At 72.0% G+C, this 18484-nt stretch carries 19 protein-coding genes; 9 read left to right on the forward strand and 10 right to left on the reverse strand.

What is annotated here, in order from left to right:
- Nucleotides 1–9: 9 nt before the first annotated feature.
- Nucleotides 10–3501, reverse strand: coding sequence for a DNA-directed RNA polymerase subunit beta (rpoB, locus tag ASE14_RS07635; protein ID WP_056653087.1), 3492 nt, complete (start codon nt 3499–3501; stop codon nt 10–12).
- 313 nt (nt 3502–3814) lie between these two features.
- Here rpoB and ASE14_RS07640 point away from each other — a divergent pair, with 313 nt between their 5' ends.
- Together ASE14_RS07640 and ASE14_RS07645 are read left to right on the forward strand one after the other, a co-directional pair.
- Nucleotides 3815–4567, forward strand: coding sequence for a spermidine synthase (locus ASE14_RS07640; protein WP_082600317.1), 753 nt, complete (start codon nt 3815–3817; stop codon nt 4565–4567).
- 57 nt (nt 4568–4624) lie between these two features.
- Nucleotides 4625–5479: a spermidine synthase gene (locus tag ASE14_RS07645; RefSeq protein WP_056655977.1), complete on the forward strand. Its 855-nt coding sequence runs from the start codon at nt 4625–4627 to the stop codon at nt 5477–5479.
- Nucleotides 5480–5602: 123 nt separating this feature from the next.
- Here ASE14_RS07645 and ASE14_RS21120 read toward each other — a convergent pair whose 3' ends face one another.
- Genes ASE14_RS21120 through ASE14_RS07660 form a run of 3 tightly spaced genes read right to left on the reverse strand, consistent with a single transcriptional unit; the run spans nt 5603 to nt 7874 of the window.
- Nucleotides 5603–6472: a biotin-dependent carboxyltransferase family protein gene (locus ASE14_RS21120; RefSeq protein WP_056653088.1), complete on the reverse strand. Its 870-nt coding sequence runs from the start codon at nt 6470–6472 to the stop codon at nt 5603–5605.
- Complete coding sequence (locus ASE14_RS21125; protein WP_056653089.1) at nt 6469–7101, reverse strand: allophanate hydrolase subunit 1; 633 nt, start codon at nt 7099–7101, stop codon at nt 6469–6471. Before ASE14_RS21125 ends, ASE14_RS21120 begins: the two co-directional genes overlap by 4 nt.
- Complete coding sequence (locus ASE14_RS07660; protein WP_056653090.1) at nt 7098–7874, reverse strand: LamB/YcsF family protein; 777 nt, start codon at nt 7872–7874, stop codon at nt 7098–7100. Before ASE14_RS07660 ends, ASE14_RS21125 begins: the two co-directional genes overlap by 4 nt.
- 48 nt (nt 7875–7922) lie before the next feature.
- Here ASE14_RS07660 and ASE14_RS07665 point away from each other — a divergent pair, with 48 nt between their 5' ends.
- The 3 genes from ASE14_RS07665 (at nt 7923) to ASE14_RS07675 (ending at nt 10473) form a co-directional block, all read left to right on the forward strand.
- On the forward strand, nt 7923–9155 hold the full coding sequence (locus tag ASE14_RS07665) for a sorbosone dehydrogenase family protein (protein ID WP_082600319.1): 1233 nt from the start codon (nt 7923–7925) through the stop codon (nt 9153–9155).
- Between the two features lie 94 nt (nt 9156–9249).
- Nucleotides 9250–9747, forward strand: a complete 498-nt coding sequence (locus ASE14_RS07670; protein ID WP_056653092.1) for a SprT-like domain-containing protein — start codon at nt 9250–9252, stop codon at nt 9745–9747.
- Between the two features lie 114 nt (nt 9748–9861).
- Nucleotides 9862–10473, forward strand: a complete 612-nt coding sequence (locus ASE14_RS07675) for an ABATE domain-containing protein (protein WP_056653096.1) — start codon at nt 9862–9864, stop codon at nt 10471–10473.
- A 44-nt stretch (nt 10474–10517) separates the two neighbouring features.
- Here ASE14_RS07675 and ASE14_RS07680 read toward each other — a convergent pair whose 3' ends face one another.
- Both ASE14_RS07680 and ASE14_RS07685 read right to left on the reverse strand, forming a co-directional pair.
- A complete protein-coding gene (locus tag ASE14_RS07680; RefSeq protein WP_157372864.1) occupies nt 10518–11096 on the reverse strand; it encodes a hypothetical protein in 579 nt (192 codons plus the stop codon).
- Between the two features lie 9 nt (nt 11097–11105).
- On the reverse strand, nt 11106–12365 hold the full coding sequence (locus tag ASE14_RS07685) for a hypothetical protein (RefSeq protein WP_056653101.1): 1260 nt from the start codon (nt 12363–12365) through the stop codon (nt 11106–11108).
- 100 nt (nt 12366–12465) lie between these two features.
- Here ASE14_RS07685 and ASE14_RS21130 point away from each other — a divergent pair, with 100 nt between their 5' ends.
- The 3 genes from ASE14_RS21130 to ASE14_RS07700 all read left to right on the forward strand — a co-directional run bounded on the left by ASE14_RS21130 (nt 12466) and on the right by ASE14_RS07700 (nt 15487).
- Nucleotides 12466–13014, forward strand: coding sequence for a hypothetical protein (locus tag ASE14_RS21130; protein WP_235511140.1), 549 nt, complete (start codon nt 12466–12468; stop codon nt 13012–13014).
- A complete protein-coding gene (locus tag ASE14_RS21135; RefSeq protein ID WP_056653102.1) occupies nt 13011–13640 on the forward strand; it encodes a DUF1684 domain-containing protein in 630 nt (209 codons plus the stop codon). Before ASE14_RS21130 ends, ASE14_RS21135 begins: the two co-directional genes overlap by 4 nt.
- A 287-nt stretch (nt 13641–13927) precedes the next feature.
- Nucleotides 13928–15487, forward strand: a complete 1560-nt coding sequence (locus tag ASE14_RS07700; RefSeq protein ID WP_056653103.1) for a DEAD/DEAH box helicase — start codon at nt 13928–13930, stop codon at nt 15485–15487.
- A gap of 241 nt (nt 15488–15728) precedes the next feature.
- Here ASE14_RS07700 and ASE14_RS07705 read toward each other — a convergent pair whose 3' ends face one another.
- The 4 genes from ASE14_RS07705 to ASE14_RS07720 form a co-directional block, all read right to left on the reverse strand.
- Nucleotides 15729–16232 carry a hypothetical protein gene (locus tag ASE14_RS07705; protein ID WP_056653104.1) on the reverse strand — a complete coding sequence of 168 codons (504 nt, stop codon included), beginning with the start codon at nt 16230–16232 and terminating at the stop codon, nt 15729–15731.
- Nucleotides 16229–16858, reverse strand: a complete 630-nt coding sequence (locus tag ASE14_RS07710) for an RNA polymerase sigma factor (protein ID WP_056653105.1) — start codon at nt 16856–16858, stop codon at nt 16229–16231. The genes ASE14_RS07705 and ASE14_RS07710 overlap by 4 nt, the downstream gene beginning before the upstream one ends.
- A gap of 188 nt (nt 16859–17046) precedes the next feature.
- On the reverse strand, nt 17047–17457 hold the full coding sequence (locus tag ASE14_RS07715; protein WP_056653108.1) for a VOC family protein: 411 nt from the start codon (nt 17455–17457) through the stop codon (nt 17047–17049).
- A gap of 10 nt (nt 17458–17467) precedes the next feature.
- Nucleotides 17468–17908: a helix-turn-helix transcriptional regulator gene (locus ASE14_RS07720; protein ID WP_056653111.1), complete on the reverse strand. Its 441-nt coding sequence runs from the start codon at nt 17906–17908 to the stop codon at nt 17468–17470.
- Nucleotides 17909–17979: 71 nt separating this feature from the next.
- Between ASE14_RS07720 and ASE14_RS07725 the strand changes: the two genes are divergently transcribed.
- Nucleotides 17980–18483 (forward strand): GNAT family N-acetyltransferase, encoded by a 504-nt coding sequence (locus ASE14_RS07725; protein ID WP_056653114.1) that lies wholly within the window; start codon nt 17980–17982, stop codon nt 18481–18483.
- Nucleotide 18484: the final 1 nt, after the last annotated feature.

An 18484-nucleotide genomic window follows, 5' to 3' on the forward strand; every position in this document is an offset into this window, starting at 1 on the left:
TGGCCTGGCTTAGATCTCGTCGATGTTCGACGACTCGAAGCGCGCGGAGATGTTGATGCCGAGCTCTTCCGCAGCGCGGAAGGCCTCGTCGTCGGTGTCGCGGAGCGAGACCGCGGTGCCGTCGGCCGAGAGCACCTCGACGTTCAGGCAGAGCGACTGCATCTCCTTCATGAGCACCTTGAAGGACTCGGGGATGCCGGGCTCCTGGATGTTCTCGCCCTTGACGATCGCCTCGTACACCTTGACGCGGCCGAGGATGTCGTCGGACTTGATCGTGAGGAGCTCCTGCAGCGCATATGCGGCGCCGTAGGCCTGGAGCGCCCAGACCTCCATCTCACCGAATCGCTGGCCACCGAACTGCGCCTTACCACCGAGCGGCTGCTGGGTGATCATCGAGTACGGGCCCGTCGAACGCGCGTGGATCTTGTCGTCGACGAGGTGGTGCAGCTTCAGGATGTACATGTAGCCGACCGAGACCGGGTACGGGAACGGCTCGCCGGAGCGACCGTCGAGGAGCTGCGTCTTGCCGGACGAGTCGATGAGTCGCTCGCCGTCGCGGTTGGGGAGCGTCGAGTCGAGCAGACCCGCGATCTCCTCCTCGAGGGCGCCGTCGAACACCGGGGTCGCGACCTTGGTGCCGGGAGCGGCCTCGTGTGCTTCCTTGGGGAGCTTCTTGGCCCACACCGGGCTGCCGTCGACCTTCCAGCCCTGCTTGGCGACCCAGCCGAGGTGGGTCTCCAGCACCTGGCCGAAGTTCATGCGGCCCGGGATGCCGAGCGGGTTCAGGATGACGTCGACCGGAGTTCCGTCGGCGAGGAACGGCATGTCCTCGACCGGGAGGATCTTCGAGATGACGCCCTTGTTGCCGTGGCGGCCGGCGAGCTTGTCGCCCTCGGTGATCTTGCGCTTCTGGGCGATGTAGACGACCACGCGCTGGTTGACACCCGAGCCGAGCTCGTCGTCGCCGTCCTGCGAGTCGAACACCTTGACGGCGATGATCGTGCCGCGCTCACCGTGGGGCACCTTCAGCGAGGTGTCGCGGACTTCGCGGCTCTTCTCGTTGAAGATCGCGCGGAGCAGACGCTCTTCGGCCGACAGCTCGGTCTCGCCCTTCGGCGTGACCTTGCCGACGAGGATGTCGCCGGGGCGGACCTCGGCGCCGATGCGGATGATGCCGCGCTCGTCGAGGTCTGCGAGCAGGTCGGGGCTGACGTTCGGGAGATCACGGGTGATCTCCTCCTTGCCGAGCTTCGTGTCGCGCGCGTCGACCTCGTACTCCTCGATGTGGATCGACGAGAGCACGTCGTCCTTCACGAGGTTCTGGCTGAGGATAATCGCGTCCTCGAAGTTGTGACCCTCCCACGGCATGAACGCCACGAGGAGGTTCTTGCCGAGCGCGAGCTCGCCGTTGTCGGTCGCAGGACCGTCGGCGATGACCTCGCCGACCTCGACGCGGTCGCCCGCGTTCACGAGCACGCGGTTGTTGTACGACGTTCCCTGGTTGGAGCGGTCGAACTTGCGCAGGAAGTAGGTCTGCGTGCCGCCCGCATCGAGCTGCACGGTGACCGAGTCGGCCGAGACCTCGGCGACGACACCGGCCTTGTCGGCGGTGATGACGTCACCGGCGTCGATGGCCGCGTAGCCCTCCATGCCGGTTCCGACGAGCGGCGAGTCGCTGCGGAGCAGCGGCACAGCCTGACGCTGCATGTTCGCACCCATGAGGGCGCGGTTCGCGTCGTCGTGCTCGAGGAAGGGGATGAGCGAGGTGCCGACCGACACCATCTGGCGCGGCGAGACGTCCATGTAGCCGATCAGGTCGGCGGGAACGAGGTCGACCTCGCCGCCCTTCTGACGGGCGAGGACGCGGTCTTCGGAGAAGTGGCCGTCGGCCTTCAGCGGCGCGTTGGCCTGGGCGACGATGTAGTCGTCCTCCTCGGACGCCGTGAGGTAGTCGATCTGGTCGGTGACCTTGCCGGCGACGACCTTGCGGTACGGGGTCTCGATGAAGCCGAACGAGTTGATGCGCGCGAACGATGCGAGCGATCCGATCAGGCCGATGTTCGGGCCTTCGGGGGTCTCGATCGGGCACATGCGGCCGTAGTGCGAGGGGTGGACGTCTCGGACCTCGACGCCGGCGCGGTCGCGCGAGAGACCGCCGGGGCCGAGCGCCGAGAGGCGACGCTTGTGGGTCAGACCCGCGAGCGGGTTGTTCTGGTCCATGAACTGCGACAGCTGCGAGGTGCCGAAGAACTCCTTGATCGCGGCGACGACGGGTCGCACGTTGATCAGGGTCTGCGGGGTGATCGCCTCGATGTCCTGCGTGGTCATGCGCTCGCGGACGACGCGCTCCATGCGGGACAGGCCGGTGCGGACCTGGTTCTGGATGAGCTCGCCCACCGCGCGGATGCGACGGTTGCCGAAGTTGTCGATGTCGTCGACGTCGAGACGCAGCTCGACCGCCTTGCCGGCGCGACGGCCGGGCAGGGTGGTGCGCTCGTCGTGCAGCGCGACGAGGTACTTGATCGTGGCGACGATGTCCTGGACCGTCAGCACCGAGTCGGTGAGGGGGGCCTCGAGACCGAGCTTGTTGTTGATCTTGTACCGGCCGACCTTCGCGAGGTCGTAGCGCTTCGGGTTGAAGTAGAAGTTGTCGAGGAGCGCACGCGCGGCCTCGGCAGCGACCTGCTCGCCCGGACGGAGCTTGCGGTAGATGTCCTTGAGCGCCTCTTCCTTCGTGAGGATGTTGTCCTTCTCGAGGGTGAGGGCGATCGACTCGTAGCCGGCGAACTCTTCGAGGATCTCCTCGGAGGTCAGGCCGAGGGCCTTGAGGAACACGGTGACGCTCTGCTTGCGCTTGCGGTCGATGCGAACGCCGACCTGGTCGCGCTTGTCGATCTCGAACTCGAGCCATGCACCACGGCTCGGGATGACGCGTGCCGAGTAGATGTCCTTGTCGGAGGTCTTCTCGGGGGTGCGCTCGAAGTAGACGCCCGGCGAACGCACGAGCTGCGAGACGACGACACGCTCGGTGCCGTTGATCACGAACGTGCCCTTGGGGGTCATGAGCGGGAAGTCGCCCATGAAGACGGTCTGCGTCTTGATCTCACCCGTGAGGTGGTTCATGAACTCCGCGTTCACGTACAGCGGTGCGGAGTAGGTCTTGGACTTCTCCTTGCACTCGTCGATCGTGTACTTCGGAGGCTCGAGCTCAGGGTTGGTGAACGAGAGCTGCATGGTCTCACCGAGGTCTTCGATCGGGGAGATCTCCTCGAAGATCTCCTCGAGACCGGTGGTCTCGGGCAGGTCCTGACGTCCTGCTGCCTTGCCCTCGGAGAGACGTGTCTTCCACGCCTCGTTGCCGACGAGCCAATCGAAGCTCTCGGTCTGGAGGGCGAGCAGGTCGGGTACCGTGAGGGTGTCGGTGACCTTGGCGAACGAGAGACGGCTTGCACCGCGTCCGTTCTTGGGGGTGGGCGTGGTCGCGTTGCGCGCAGCAGCCAAGTGAATAACCTCCATGGCCCCGTCGGGCCGGTTCACTGTCGGTAGCGGAGAGTGGAACCCCTCAGACGAGTGCGGATGCCGGAGACCTCAGGATCTCGACACGCACGGAAGCCGACCGCAATATGAAGGCATGGTGGGTCTGGGAGCGCAAAGGTTAACTATATGTCGCCGGACGCGCCGTGTCCAGTCGATTCTTGATTTGTCTCCGAATCTCCGGTATAACGCGATTCCGGCCGGGCCCGGACACCGGGAGATCGCCCACGGGGCGGCCCGATCCCGGCGTCGTCTGCGGCATCCGTGACACGATGCAGGCGTGACGCGGCACATCGAATTCGAGACGGACGTCTTCTCGGCGCACGGTCTGACCCTCCTCGTCGACGGCACCGCGCAGTCGCACGTCGACCCGGTCGACCCGACCCGGTTGTTCTTCGAGTACACCCGTCGCATCGGCCACGTCATCGATGTGCTCGGAGCCCCCGGCGTCCCGCTCCGTGCACTTCACCTCGGAGGCGGCGCGCTGACACTCCCCCGCTACGTCGCGGCGGCCCATCCCGGGGCGACACAGGTCGTGGTCGAGCTCGACCCAGCAGTGCTCGACGCGGTGCTCACGCGTCTCCCACTGCCGGGCGACGCAGGCATCGAGCTCGTCGTCGGCGACGCGGCATCCGTCATCGACACGCTCGCCGGCCCCTTCGACCTCGTGATCGTCGACCTGTACAGCGGACTGGACGCGCCGGCGTTCGTCGACACCGCCGAGTTCATGACCGGATGCCTCCGGCTCCTCGCGCCCGGTGGCGTGCTCGCCCTGAACGTCGCCGACGCCGCCGGCCTCGAGCGACTCCGCGGCCAGGCCCGTGCGATCGCCCGTGCCGACCCGGCGGCGGCACTCCTCGCCGCCGGCGACGCCGGCGTGCTCTCGGGCGCCGAGGAGGGCAACGCAGTGCTCGTCGCCGCACCCGGCGGACTGCCCGACGGACTCCGCGAGCGCCTGCTCGCTGAGGGCCCGCATCCGGCGACGGTGCTCGACGGCGCCCGGCTCGATTTCGTGCTGTGGGGCGCGTGCTGACGCTCGCCGTCTCGCGCGGACGCCGCCTTCGCAACGGCGCGGGGTAGCGTGGCATCCGTGTCAGAGTTCGAACGCCGCCTCGCCGTCAGCGGCCACCTCGCCCGGCTCGAGGAGTCGCGCCAGTCGCCGGGCTCATGGACGCTCTACGTCGACGGCACGCCGCAGTCGCACGTCGAGCTCGACCGGCCGGACTGGCTCGGCTTCGAGTACGTGCGCCGCATCGGCCACGCGATCGACCTCGTGCGCCCCGAAGGTCAGCCCATCACGGCCGTCCACCTCGGCGGAGGGGCGCTCACGCTGCCGCGCTACGTCGCGGCGACCCGGCAGGGCTCTCGCCAACAGGTCGTGGAACTCGAGTCCGACCTCGTCGAGTTCGTTCGCGAGCACCTGCCGCTGCCCCGCGGCGCCCAGGTGCGCGTGCGGCACGGCGACGCCCGCGAGGTGCTCGCGAAGCTGCCGGCGGGGCTCGACGGATCGGTCGACATCGCGATCGTCGACATCTTCTCGGGCGCGCGGACCCCGGCCCATGTGACGAGCACCGAGTTCTACGGGCTTGTCTCGCCGCGCCTGGCACCGGGCGGCATCGTCGCGGTCAACGTCGCCGACGGCGCCGGCCTCGCATTCGCCCGTTCGCAGGCCGCGACGCTCGCGCACGTCTTCGAGCACCTGGCGATCGCCGCCGACACCTCGATGCTGAAGGGGCGCCGGTTCGGCAACGTCGTCATGTACGCCTCGCACGACGAGCTGCCGTTCGCCGGCCTGCCGCGGCGGCTGGCGAGCGACCCGGCTCCGGCGAAGCTCGTCGACGGCGAGGAGCTCCGCCGATTCATCGCCGGCGCACCGGTCGTGACGGATGCCACGGCGGTGCCGTCGCCGCCCCCGGCGCGCTCGGTGTTCCTCTCGAAGCCCTGACCGGCTCGCGACACCCACTCTGCACACTGCACGGCCCCGCCGCACGGTCGGAGTTCTGCGCGGAATCGGATGGATTCCCGCGCGGATCTCCGATCCTGTGCAGAACTCCGATTTACGGGCAGCTCAGGCGGGGTGCGCGTGCCGGAACCGCACCTCCTGGCCCGGCCGGAGCTGGGCGACCGCGTCGAGCGATGCCGGGGCCACGATCGCGATGACGGGGTAGCCGCCGGTCACCGGGCGGTCGGCGAGCAGGATCGTCGGCCGCCCGTCGCCCGCGACCTGGATGGAGCCCGGCACGGTGGCCTCGCTCGCGAGCTCACCGGGCACGCGCCGCTCGAGCGCCGGGCCGAGGAGCCGGGCGCCGACCCGGTCAGCCTGCTCGGAGAAGCGCCACGCGGCATCGAAGAGCGCGGTGTGCGCGGCATCCGTGAACCAGTCGGCCCGCGGGCCGGGCAGGAGCGCGAGCGTCACGGCGCCCGCCGGTGGCGGGAAGGCGGCCTCGCGATCGAGCAGGGGCACGGATGCCGCGGGCACCGGGCCGATCTCGAGCACCCGTCCGGCGGCTACGGGTGCCGGACCGAACGCCGCGAGCGTGTCACGCGATCGCGAGCCGAGCTCCATCGGCTCGTCGATGCCGCCTCGGACCGCGAGCACGTAACGCGCACCCCGCTCGGCCGGGCCGATCTCGAGCACCGCACCCGCCGTTACCCGTGCCGCGGCGTACGGTGCCACAGGCCGCCCGTCGACCACGACGCGGCCCCAGGCGCCGGTGATGGCGATCCACGTCTCCTCGTCGAATCGGGCGCGGAACCCGCCCATCAGGATCTCGAGCCCCGCGGCACCGTCGGGGTTGCCGACGAGCCGGTTCGCGAGCGCGAGCGCCGACCGGTCGAGGGCGCCGGACCCGGCGACGCCGAGGTGCGCATGCCCCGGCCTGCCCAGGTCCTCGACGAGCACGAGCGGGCCGGGCACCTCCACCGTGACGCGGGTCATGGCCGGTCGACCGCCCGGAAGCGCACCCGGCGGCCGGGCACGAAGAGCGTCGGCGAGTCCGCCGCCGGGTCCCAGAGCACGGCGTCCGTGCGGCCGATCAGGCGCCAGCCGCCTGGGCTCTGCCGCGGGTAGACCCCGGCGAACGCTCCGGCGAGCGCGACGGCACCGGCCGGCACCCTGCTGCGCGGGGCGTCGAGTCGGGGCACCTCGAACGGCCAGTCGTCGCTGACGAGGTACCCGAACCCGGGCGCGAAGCCGATGAACGCGACCCGCCATTCGGCGGCCTGATGCCGGGCGGCGAGCGCCTCGGGCGAGACGCCGAGGTGCCCGGCCGCGCCGCGCAGGTCGTCGCCGTCGTACACGACGTCGACGGTCACCTCGTCGGCCACGTGCCCCGCGCGCCGGGCCGCGGCCTCGGCCGGGATGCGGCGCACCCAGGTCGCGGCGGACTCGAGCGGCAGCCGCTCGGGGTCGACGGCCACGAGGATGGTGCGGGCGGCCGGCACGAGTTCGACGAGGCCGGCCGGCGCGTCGGCGGCGAGCGCGTCGTGCAGCGCGAGCACCTCGTCGAGCGTGTCGCATTCGACGAGCAGCGCCGCGTCGCCGCTCGGCAGCAGGCGGCGGCTCATGCGAACGCCTCGATCGCGATGCCGGCGCCCTCGAGTGCGCTGCGCACCGCGCGGGCGATCGCGACGGCGCCGGGGGTGTCGCCGTGCAGGCAGAGCGAGTCGGCGGCGAGCTCCACCCGGCTGCCGTCATCGGCGGCGATGCCGCCGGTCTCGGTGATCTCGAGCGCCCGATCGGCCGCCGCGGCCGGATCGACGACGACGGCACCCGGTTCGCCTCGCGGCACGAGAGAGCCGTCGGCCACGTAGCCCCGGTCGACGAAGGCCTCGCGGGCGTAGCGGAGGCCCGTGGCATCCGCTGCCCGAGCGATCGCGCCGGTCGGCTGGCCGAGCACGGTGAGCGCCGGGTCGAACGCGGCGACGGCCTCGACGAAGGCGTGGGCGGCCGACTCGTCGGCCGCGAGCCTGTGGTAGAGCGCTCCGTGCGCCTTGACGTAGCGCACCCGGGTGCCCGCGGCTCGGGCGACGCCGTCGAGGGCGCCGAGCTGGGCGAGGAGTTCGGCGGCGATCTCGGCCGGGCTCGTGTCGAGGGCGCGGCGCCCGAACCCCGCGAGATCGCGGTACCCGGGGTGCGCGCCGAGCGCCACGCCATGGCGGGCGGCGAGACGGGCGCTCGCGAGCATCGTCACCGGGTCGCCGGCGTGGAACCCGCAGGCGACGTTCGCGCTCGAGACAAGGGCGAACATCGCCGCGTCGTCGCCGAGGCGCCACGCTCCGAAGGACTCTCCGAGGTCGCTGTTCAGGTCGATGCTGTTCACATCGTTCTCGGCGGACATGCTCCCATTCTGGCGCGGACCAGGGGCACACTGGGAAGAGGAGGACGGATGCCACGCAGTCGGGTTCCACCGGGTCGCGAACACGTGGGCGCACGCCGAGTGCCGCGATCGCGGTCAGTCGGGCGCAGGGCATCCGCTGCGGGGCTGGTGCTCGCGACCTCGCTGCTCGCGTTCGCCGCGTGCTCGCCGACTCCCCCGTTGCCGACGCCGACGCCGCTGCCGAGCACTCCGGCACCGTCGACGCCGCCGCCCGCCACGCCCGTGCCGCCGCCGCCCGTGCTGCAGCCGTCCGGCAGCCCCGAACCGATCGCCGCGGGGCTCGACGCGCCCTGGTCGATCCTCGTGCTGCCGAGCGGCGGAGTGCTCGTCAGCGAGCGCGACCGCGGCGACATCGTCGAGGTGCTGCCCGACGGCTCGCTGCGCCCGGCGGGTTCCGTGCCCGGCGTCGCGGCCGGCGGCGAGGGCGGACTGCTCGGGCTCGCGTTCCTGCCCGGCGATGGCGAGCGGCCCGATCGCGTCTACGCGTACCACACCGCCGAATCCGACAACCGGGTCGTGCGGATGCCGCTGACCGGCGCCCCCGGCTCCCTCGCGCTCGGCCCGCCCGAGGCCGTGCTCACCGGCATCCCGCGCGGCGGCTCCAATCACAACGGCGGCCGCATCGCATTCGGACCCGACGGCCTGCTGTACATCACGAGCGGCGATGCCGGCAACCGGGATGCCGCGCAGGATCCCGCCTCCCTCTCGGGGAAGATCCTCCGGGTGACGGCCGACGGCGCAGCCGCACCCGGCAGCCCTTTCGGCAATGCCGTCTGGTCGCTCGGGCACCGCAACCCGCAGGGCATCGCCTGGGACGCGAACGGTCAGCTCTGGGCCGCCGAGTTCGGGCAGAACAACTGGGACGAGCTGAATCGCATCTCGCGCGGCGCCAACTACGGGTGGCCGATCGTCGAGGGCGTCGCCGGCGACCCGCGCTTCATCGACCCGGTCGTGCAGTGGTCGACGTCGGAGTCGAGCCCGAGCGGTCTCGCGGTCATCGGCGACACGCTCTTCCTCGCGGCGCTCCGCGGCGAACGCCTCTGGACGATCGCACCGGCCACGACCGGTGGCGAGCTCGGCACGACGCCGTGGTTCACCGGGGAGCTCGGCCGCATCCGCGATGTCGCCGCGGCGCCCGACGGCTCGCTCTGGCTGCTCTCGAACAACACCGACGGGCGGGGTTCGCCGAGCGAGGGGGACGACCGGCTGTACCGGGTGCCGCTCGCACCGCCGGCGGGCTGACCGCCGCGGGCCGACGACCGGTCCGGAAATCGGCACCCGATCGGGGGTCGCGGCCTCCTCGCCGGTGACGGCGGTCGGGGCTATTCTCAGTTTCATGGCGGATCTCGAGCGGGTGCGACGATGGGCCGACGCCCTCATCGTGCTGCATCTCGACGCCGACACCTGGAGTTTCGCGTTCGACAACGCGAAGAAGCGCGCCGGTCTCTGCAACTACACCGAGAAGCGCATCTCGGTCTCCCGCTACCTCGCGGCCCGGTACGACGACGACGAGATCCACCAGATCCTCCTGCACGAGGTCGCGCACGCCCTCGCAGGGCCGCGCGCCGGCCACGGACCGAAGTGGGCCTCGATCGCCGCGGGGCTCGGCTACGTCGGCCGACGCACCCATGACGGCGAGGTGGCGCACGAACTCGCACCCTGGGTCGGGCAGTGCCCTGCCGGCCACGAGCACTTCCGCTATCGCGAGCCGCAGCGCCAGTTGAGCTGCGGATTGTGCCGACGTGGATTCGACCGGGCGAACCTCATCGTGTGGCGCCGCCGCGAGATCACTCCCGCGGTTCGCCGCAAGGCTGCGAGCGCCGCCGCCGGCTGAGGATATTCCGGCGGGCGCATGCATTCCGGAGCTGCCGCGGTCGCGGCCATGGCCCTGGAGGTCCGGCCGGTCACGGGGTCGGCCGACATCGCCGTCACCGGCTAGATTGGTGGCGTGCCCGTCTCAACCGTCTCGATCGCCGTCGGGCAGTGGTTCACCACCGGTGAAGGCGTTCGCTGGTGGTTCGACTCGGGTTCGTTCGCGCTCGACTTCGCCTACACCGGCCAGATCGGCGGACTGCGCACCGACGAGCAGCTGCACGCGCCCGACGACCTCACCCGCTGGCTGCACGAGCGGTTCCCCATGCCCGTCGGCGCCGCCCGGTCGCGCGACCTCTTCGACGCGGTGGCCCTGCGCGACGCGATCAGCCGCATGGCGGTCGCCGCGAGCCAGGGCGAGGCGGTGCGCGCCGCCGACGTCGACCTCGTGAACCTCTACGCGGCAACGCCCGACATCCCGCCGTCGCTCCTCGGCGGCACCCGCCAGGCCGGCCGCTCGGTGCAGACCGTGGCGCAGGCGCTCTCGACGATCGCCCGCGACGCCGTCGACCTCTTCGGCCCGGCGAACGCCGAGCGCATCCGCTGCTGTTCGAGCGGCGACTGCGAGGTCGTGTACCTCGACACCTCGCGTGCAGCGAGTCGCCGCTGGTGCTCGATGCAGCGCTGCGGCAACCGCGCGAAGGTGCGGGCGCACCGCGCACGGAAGGCCGGCCGCGTCGCGGCCTGAGCCCGGCACTGGCACTGGCACCGGCACCGGACCAGCAGGGTCGGTCAGTCGGCGGATGCCCCGGCGCCCGAGCCGAGCCTGACCACTCGGGCCTCCTGGCGCGCGTCGAGTGCGGCCGCCTCGTGCAGTGCCGCGGTGCTCATCCCCGCAGCGGCCGCGGCCCGGCCCGAGGCGGACGCGGAGGTCAGGTGCCGCACCGCCCGGCGGAGTCCGGCGAACGCCGATGCCGCCACGGCAGCCTCCGGCGAGGTGTCGTCGATGCCGAGTGCGGCGAGCGCGTCGATGACGGCGCCGGCGCCGAGCAGGTCGTCGGCCGTGAATCCGGCCTCTGCGTCCCCGGCAGCGACGATCGCGAGAGACGCCCGCCGTCCGAGCCGCTCCTGCTCGGCGAGGATCCAGCGTGCCGTCGCCGAGGCATCGGCGAGCCCCGCCGCCAGCACGGCGGCGTGACCGGGAACGAAGCCGACGACCTCGACGAGCGATGACGCCGAGGCCTCCGGCAGCACGTCCACCCACACGAGGATGTCGACGCCCTCTGTGATGCGCGCCGCTCCGCGACGACCCCAGTCGAATCGCACCTGGTACGTCGTCTGTGCGGCGGGATGGGGGCTCTGCGCGTTCACCCGCACAGGCTATCCGGTGCCGGCGCGGTAGAGCGCGAGGGCTTCGGCGTCGCTCGCGCGCGAGGTCGAGCGCCGGGCGGCATCGAGCGCGGCGACGGGGTCGGGCTCCTGCCGTGCGATCACGAGTTGCCGCTCGGCTTCGGCGAGGCGGGTCCGGGCATCGGCGCCGACCGCGCGGCCGCCGCGGTCGATCGCCGCCCGGGCGACCCGCAGCTGGCTCTCGGCGATCGCCATCGCCCCGCCGAGCGCACCGCGCGCCCCGTCGAGCCGGCCCTGGGCGTTGCGAGCCGCAGCGCGGGCGACCTCGAGGCGGTCACGGCAGGCGCGCAACCGGTCGCGATCGGCGACCGGATCCCCGGCGAGCTCTGCACGACCGGCCATCGCCGCCGACCCCGTGCCGATCACGGCGCCGAGCGCCTCCCCGGAATCGGGATCCTCCTGGGCGTCGCGCTCCCTCCTCGCAGCCACGAGCTCGCGGTCGAGCGCGGCGGCCTCATCGGCGGCATCCTGCTGTGCCGCCGCGAGCGCCAGCTCGACGGCATCGATCCCGTCGAGCTCGCGGCCGGCTCGCTCGAGGCGCCCGCTCGCGGTCCCGAGCAGGTCGGAGGTCGGCTCGGAGCGGCCGAGTCGCCCCTCCGCATCATCGAGCGCGATGGCCGCCTCGGCGAGCGCACCGTCGACGCGGGTCACCGCTCCCCGGGCGGATTCCAGCGCCGAGGGGGTGAAGCGGGTGCCGAGGCGGCCGAGCATGGCCTCGGCCTCGATCCGCCGCCGCGCGAGCCGCTCTGCCTCCGCGCGGAGCGACGGCAGTTCCTCTGGGGCGCCGCGCTCGGTGCGGCGCCGTGCCGCGAGCGCGGCCTCTGCGTCGTCGAGCGCCCCGATCGCCGAGGTGCAGAGCCCTTCGATGCGCGCGCTCCACGTGCGGCGTTCGGCGGCCGAGTCGGCTTCGGCGTCGTCGAGTCGCTGCTGCAGGATGAACGCCTCTCGCATCCACTTGCGGGCGGAGCCGAGCGCGGTGCGCAGCGCATGCGCCTCGTCGGCTCCGAACTGGGCCTCTGCGTACGACAGCTCGCGCTCGGCATCGCGCACCGCGTTGTCGGCCTGCACGATGAGCCCCTTCGCGCGCACCTCGGCGGCGGCCGCCTCGGCGAGCGCGGTGCGCTCCCGTCGCGCGCCGCTCCGGCGCAGCGCCACGACCGCACCGACGAGCGCCGCCGCGGCAGCGGCGAAGACGAGGAGGGAGGGCAACCACCAGAGTCCTTCGGGCATGTGCGGGAGTCTAGGCGTTCGCGGTTCGCGCCCGCCGAGTACCGGCATCGAATCCGGCGCGGCGCTTGGCAGCGGCATCCGACCGCCCTACTCTCAGCTCATGCGGGTGCTCTTGAAACTCACGCTCGATTGCACTCCGGATGCCGCGTGGCGGGCGCTCCGGAGCCCGGCCGTGCTGCGCGAGGTCGTCGCCCCGTGGCTCGACTTCGAGTCGCTCGAGCCCGGCGGCCTGCCGACGACCTGGCCCGATGGGCAGCACCGGCTGCGGGTGCTCGCCTTCCGCAGGTTCCCGGCCGGCGAGGAGCGTGTCGACCTGACGAGCCCAGGAGGGCTGCCCGAGGGCGTGCGGATGCTGCGCGACGGCGGTGGCGCGGAGACCGGTCCGTTCGCGGCCTTCGGCAACTGGGACCACCGCATGGCCGTCTCCGCCCTGCCCGACGGCCGCACGCTCTACCGCGACCAGCTGCTCGCGAGCGCCGGTGCCGCGGACATGCTCGTGTGGTATCCGACCTGGGTGTTCTGGCAGTGGCGGGGCATGCGGTTGCGGCAGCTCGCGCCGACCTGGCGGTTCGATCCGCCGGGCACGGCCGACGCCGGTGCGAGCGCGGTGAGCGCGGCAGCGGCCGCGGAGAGCAGGGCAGTGACATGACCGACTCGATCGGCGCCCTTCAGCTGGCCGACTGGCGGCGCCGCGTCTTCGGGCTCTACTCGGGCGTGCGCCAGCTCAGCGTGCACTCCCCCGCCGCCGGCCACGAGCTGTGGAAGTCGGCGCGCGACGAGCTGTTCGCGGGGCATCCGCAGTCGCCGCTGCTGCCCGACGACCGCGCGAGCTTCACGGGTCTGACCGTCGCGAGATACGACCCCGACTGGCGCTTCGAACTCGAGGTGCGCCGCCCCGACGAACCGATGCGGCTCGTCGTCGACAGCGCGACCGACGGTGCGATCCCGTTCTCGCTCGTGGGCGAGGTGCGCCTCCCATACCTCGGCACCCTCGACGTGTGGCGGCTCACCGGGTACGGCGGCGGCCTCTTCGTGCCGGTCAAGGACGCCCTCGCCGGCGCCCCCGGCGGCACCTACGGCGGCGGGCGGTACCTGGTCGACACCGTGAAGGGCGCCGACCTCGGGTCGGGCACCGAGCCCGACAGCCTCATCATCGACTTCAACTTCGCCTACAACCCGTCGTGCGCGTACGACCCCTCGTGGTCGTGCCCGCTGGCGCAGCCGGGCAACACCCTGCGTCAGGAGGTGCCGGTCGGCGAGCGGATGCCGCGCTGACTCGAACGCCGAGCCGCCCGGTCTCGTGGCCCGTTCATGGCGTGTTTCCGGCCGCTCAGGGGGTGCACAGCGGGGCATCCGCTAGACTGTCCCTCGGTGTGCGCAGATTTGCGCCGCCTGCGTCGTAGAAACGCTTTCCGGGCACCGTGCATTCACAGTGGCCCGTTGACTCTCATACGGCGAACGGATGCGCCGACCGGCGCCTTCGCCACTACCCACCGCCGGGTCCCACCTCTCCGTTCACGGAGCGTTCGACCCTGCGGTGTGCTCTGCCCTGAAAGGCACCAGTGACCGACATCACCTTCAGCACGCTCGGCGTGCCGGCTCCCCTCGTCTCCGTACTCGCGGCCGACGGCAAGACCACCGCGTTCCCGATCCAGGTCGACACGCTGCCCGACACGCTCGCCGGGCGCGACGTGCTCGGCCGCGGCAAGACCGGCTCGGGCAAGACCATCGCCTTCGCGCTGCCCATGGTGGCGCGCCTCGGCACCTCGCTCGCCGGCGGCCGTCGCCGCCCGGGCCGCCCCCTCGCCCTCGTGCTCGCTCCGACCCGTGAGCTCGCCACGCAGATCGACGCGGTGCTCGCACCGCTCGCCGCCGCCTACGACATGAAGACCACGACGATCTTCGGCGGCATCAACCAGAAGCGCCAGGTCGACGCGCTGCGCGCCGGCGTCGACATCGTCGTCGCCTGCCCCGGTCGCCTCGAGGACCTCATGAAGCAGGGCTTCGTCACGCTCGACGCCGTCGAGATCACCGTGCTCGACGAGGCCGACCACATGGCCGACCTCGGCTTCCTCCCGGTCGTCACGCGCATCATGGACAAGACGCCGACCGACGGCCAGCGTCTCCTGTTCTCGGCGACCCTCGACAACGGCGTGGACAAGCTCGTCAAGCGCTTCCTCCACAACGAGGTGCTGCACTCGGTCGACGAGGCCACCTCGCACGTCGCCGCGATGACCCACCACGTGTTCGAGGTCGCCGACGTCGATGCGAAGAACGACCTCGTGAAGACGCTCGCGAGCGGCACCGGCCGCCGCATCCTCTTCATGCGCACGAAGCACCACGCGAAGAAGCTCGCGAAGAAGCTCACCGAGCAGGGCATCCCCGCGGTCGACCTGCACGGCAACCTCTCGCAGCCGCAGCGCGATCGCAACCTCGCGGCGTTCGCCGACGGCTCGGCCAACGTCATGGTCGCCACGGATGTCGCGGCGCGCGGCGTGCACGTCGACAGCATCGAGCTCGTGATCCACGTCGACCCGCCCATGGAGCACAAGGCGTACCTGCACCGCTCGGGCCGCACGGCTCGCGCCGGCAGCGAGGGCGACGTCGTCACGATCAGCCTGCCCGCGCAGAAGCAGGACCTGAAGACGCTGCTCCGCAAGGCGGCGATCACCGTCACGCCGCAGCAGGTCACCGCGAACTCCCCGGCCGTGACGAGCCTCGTCGGCGATGTCGCTCCCTATGTGAAGCCCGCGCCGCGTGCCGAGACCCAGTCCCAGGGCGGCGGTCGTTCGCAGGGCGCCAACGCGCAGCGCAAGCGCGCCGCTCGCGACGAGCGCGGCGGCGAGGCCCGCACGGCCACCGGCCAGGGCCGCGGCCGTGGCCGCGGCGGCAACGGCGGCCAGGCGGATGTCGCCGGCGCACCCCGCCGCGACCGCTCGGGTCGTCCGGCAGAGGCACGTGCGAACGCCCCCAAGCAGGGTGGTGGCCAGGGCCGTGGCGCGCAGACGACGGGCGCCCAGCGCTCGACGAACCCCCGCTCGGGCGGCAAGGCGCCGCTGCGCGTCGGCAGCCTCGTCTCGCCGTCGGGCAACTCGCGTGGGAACCGCCGCGCCCAGGGCTGACCCGCCCCGACACGCTGAACGGCCCCGACGAGTCCACTCGTCGGGGCCGTTCGCGTTCACTCCGGCGTCGCACCGGAGGCGCCGCCATCCCGGCGGTGCCGGTCGGTGTCCCCCGACAGACCGGCACCGGCGGCATGGCGCGCCCCGGTGAGGTGCTGGGCGCTCAGACCGGTATGTCCGGCTCGGCTCGGGCGGTTCCATCGGATGCGCGCGAACTCCGAGAACCGTGGCGGACGGACCCCTATTCGGCGAGGGGCGCGAGACCGAGCGCGACGCAGATCGACGCGTTCGACGACGGCACGACGGCCGCGCTCCCGTCGGGCATGACGCAGGCCTGCAGCTCGTCGGGCACACGGCCCGGCGGGTTGCTCGCCGCCGTCGGGTCGAACGCCTCGTCGAGCACGCCCTGCTCCCACATGAGCGTGCAGAGTCCGATCGCGTCGACGACGCGGCCGGCGCCGCTCGGTGAGGCGATCGACGCCGACGAGCCCGGGTAGCCGCCGTCGGCGCCCCGCTCCGCCTCGGTCATGCAGAACACCATCTCGGTGTTCGACACGGTCGCGGGCTGCAGCAGCACCGAGCCGGCGGTGGCCGCGACGCCGATCGCGAGCGCGCCGACGCCGCTCCAGCCGAGCAGTCGCCGCCGTCGGCGCTGCGCCTGCGCGACCGGTTCGCGGCGCACATGCTCGACGAGCATCGCGCGGATCGCGGCATCGCGCTCGGGACGCATCTCGGGCTCGGTCATCGGGTCACCCCCAGGTCTTCGTCGACGGGCTCGGGTGCGGTGCTCGCGGACGGGGGCTCGTCGGGCTCGCGGAGCGAGTCGAGTTCGGCCCGCAGCTTCGCCCGCGCCCGCGAGAGTCGGGACTTCACGGTGCCGACCGGCAGGTCGAGCACGCTCGCCACCGCGGACATGGGCAGCTGGTCGACGAGGCAGAGATCGACGATGCGCCGGTCGTTCGCGCCGAGTCGTTGCAGTGCGGCCGTGATCTGCTGCGACATCCGCTCGCCGTCGAGGCGCTCGCCGACCTCGTGACTCGGGTCGACCGCGTGCTCGGCGGCGGGCAGCTTCGCGAGCAGGCGCCGGTAGCGCCGCCCGGAGCGCTCGGTGTTGAGCGACACGTTCGTGGTCACGACGAGGAGCCAGGGCAGCAGCGAGCCGTCGACGAAGCGCACATCGCGGCGGCGGCGCCACGCCTCGAGGAAGACGACCGCGACGACGTCCTCGGCGTCGGTGCGGTCGGACACCCGGGAGTAGGCCTTGCGGAAGATGCGGGCGCGGTAGCGATCGTAGACCACGCCGAACGACGCTTCGGTGCCCGACGTCGCCTCGAGCCAGAGCTCGGCGTCGGAACGGGCGTCGTCATCCATGGTCGAGCCAGCTTAACCGGGCGACGCACCACCCGAGCGTGCCGGCCGTGATGCGCGGCCTCGCCGGTGGCTCGTGGACCGTCGTGGTCTCCCATGCCGTTCTCCCCCTCCGAGTCCGCCGGACTCGGTGCTCACAGGGGGAATGTCCGGATGGCCGTGCCGGGTTCCCTCGGCCGCCGCCGACGCCGTCAGGCCGCCGGGGCCTGCGAGATGCGCACCGTGTTGCCCGACGGGTCGCGGAACGCGCAGTCGCGCGGCCCCCACGCCTGGTCGATGGGCTCCTGGAGCACTTCGGCGCCCGAGGCGCTCACGGTCTCGAAGAGGGCGTCGACGTCGTCGGAGCGGAACACGAGCATCGGCAGCACGCCCTTCGCGAGGAGCTCCTGCATCGCGTCGCCGTCGGCCTTCGATCGGCCGGCGTGCGGGTCGGAGATCACGATGCCGAGTCCCGGTTGCGCGGCGCTGCCGAGCGTGACCCAGCGGTGATCGCCGGATGCCACGTCGTTCTGCACCTCGAGGCCGAGCGCGTCGCGGTAGAAGCCGAGCGCCTCGTCGACATCGTTGACGGTGACGTTGGTGTACTGGAGTGCGATGGTCATGGCAGCGACGTTACGCCGCGGCGTCGCCGCTCGCTTCTCCGTTCCTGCTCGAAGCGCTGCGCACGGGGCGGGTGTAGGTCTTCGCGACGCACGAGGGCATGGCGTTGACCGCCGCATGCTCGCGACTGCGGTAGGCCGTGGGCGTCTCCCCGACGATCTCGGTGAACCGCGAGCTGAACGAGCCGAGCGAGGTGCAGCCCACGGCCATGCACGCATCGGTGACGCTGGCCCCCGCGCGCAGCAGCGCCATGGCGCGCTCGATGCGGCGAGTCATGAGGTAGCTGTACGGCGTCTCGCCGTAGGCGGCACGGAACCTGCGCGAGAAGTGCGCCGGCGACATGAGCGCCCGGTCGGCCATCGTCGGCACGTCGAGCGGCTTGGCGTACTCGCGATCGATCAGATCGCGGGCCCGGCGCAGATGGACGAAGTTCTCGAGCTCCTGCGGAGTCATGCATCAACGCTAGCACCGGGGCATCCGCCGCTCGATTTCGCGCGACGCGCGTGCTGGCTTAGTCTCGGGGCATGAGCACCGAAGTCGCTGCCGATGTCGTCGTCCGCCCCATCAGGGACTCCGATGTCGAAGCCCTGGGCCGCGTTCACGCCACGTGCTGGCACGAGACCTACGACCACCTGATCAGCGCCGCCGCGTTCGAGCACCTCTCGCCCCGCCGCATGGCCGAGCTCTGGACGCACATGGCCGCCCGCGGCGAGGAGTACAACCAGTTCGCCGCCCTCGTCGACGGCGAGATCGTCGGCTTCGTCGGCTCGGGCCCGGCGCGCGACGAGAACCCGCCGCGCGAGCGCGAGCTCTACTTCATCTACCTGCTCGACGCCTACCACGGCACCGGCATCGGCCAGAAGCTCTTCGACGCCGCGTGCGGCGATCGGCCCGGCTACCTCTGGGTCGCTGAGGACAACCCCCGCGCGCACCGCTTCTACGCGCGCAACGGCTTCACGCCCGACGGCGCAGCGCAAGACGTGCCGTTCCTCGGCGAGGAGATCCACGAGGTGCGGCTGGTCCGCTGAC

The sequence above is a fragment of the Agromyces sp. Root81 genome (assembly GCF_001429165.1).
Lineage (GTDB): Bacteria > Actinomycetota > Actinomycetes > Actinomycetales > Microbacteriaceae > Agromyces.

What these genes read in the sequence shown, in the direction of transcription:
- ASE14_RS21120 (WP_056653088.1), bottom strand. Translation starts at nt 6,472, where the DNA reads ATGACCCGCGTCACGGTGGAGGTGCCCGGCCCGCTCGTGCTCGTCGAG.
- ASE14_RS21125 (WP_056653089.1), bottom strand. Translation starts at nt 7,101, where the DNA reads ATGAGCCGCCGCCTGCTGCCGAGCGGCGACGCGGCGCTGCTCGTCGAA.
- ASE14_RS07660 (WP_056653090.1), bottom strand. Translation starts at nt 7,874, where the DNA reads ATGTCCGCCGAGAACGATGTGAACAGCATCGACCTGAACAGCGACCTC.
- ASE14_RS07665 (WP_082600319.1), top strand. Translation starts at nt 7,923, where the DNA reads ATGCCACGCAGTCGGGTTCCACCGGGTCGCGAACACGTGGGCGCACGC.
- ASE14_RS07670 (WP_056653092.1), top strand. Translation starts at nt 9,250, where the DNA reads ATGGCGGATCTCGAGCGGGTGCGACGATGGGCCGACGCCCTCATCGTG.
- ASE14_RS07685 (WP_056653101.1), bottom strand. Translation starts at nt 12,365, where the DNA reads ATGCCCGAAGGACTCTGGTGGTTGCCCTCCCTCCTCGTCTTCGCCGCT.
- ASE14_RS21130 (WP_235511140.1), top strand. Translation starts at nt 12,466, where the DNA reads ATGCGGGTGCTCTTGAAACTCACGCTCGATTGCACTCCGGATGCCGCG.
- ASE14_RS21135 (WP_056653102.1), top strand. Translation starts at nt 13,011, where the DNA reads ATGACCGACTCGATCGGCGCCCTTCAGCTGGCCGACTGGCGGCGCCGC.
- ASE14_RS07705 (WP_056653104.1), bottom strand. Translation starts at nt 16,232, where the DNA reads ATGACCGAGCCCGAGATGCGTCCCGAGCGCGATGCCGCGATCCGCGCG.
- ASE14_RS07710 (WP_056653105.1), bottom strand. Translation starts at nt 16,858, where the DNA reads ATGGATGACGACGCCCGTTCCGACGCCGAGCTCTGGCTCGAGGCGACG.
- ASE14_RS07715 (WP_056653108.1), bottom strand. Translation starts at nt 17,457, where the DNA reads ATGACCATCGCACTCCAGTACACCAACGTCACCGTCAACGATGTCGAC.
- ASE14_RS07720 (WP_056653111.1), bottom strand. Translation starts at nt 17,908, where the DNA reads ATGACTCCGCAGGAGCTCGAGAACTTCGTCCATCTGCGCCGGGCCCGC.
- ASE14_RS07725 (WP_056653114.1), top strand. Translation starts at nt 17,980, where the DNA reads ATGAGCACCGAAGTCGCTGCCGATGTCGTCGTCCGCCCCATCAGGGAC.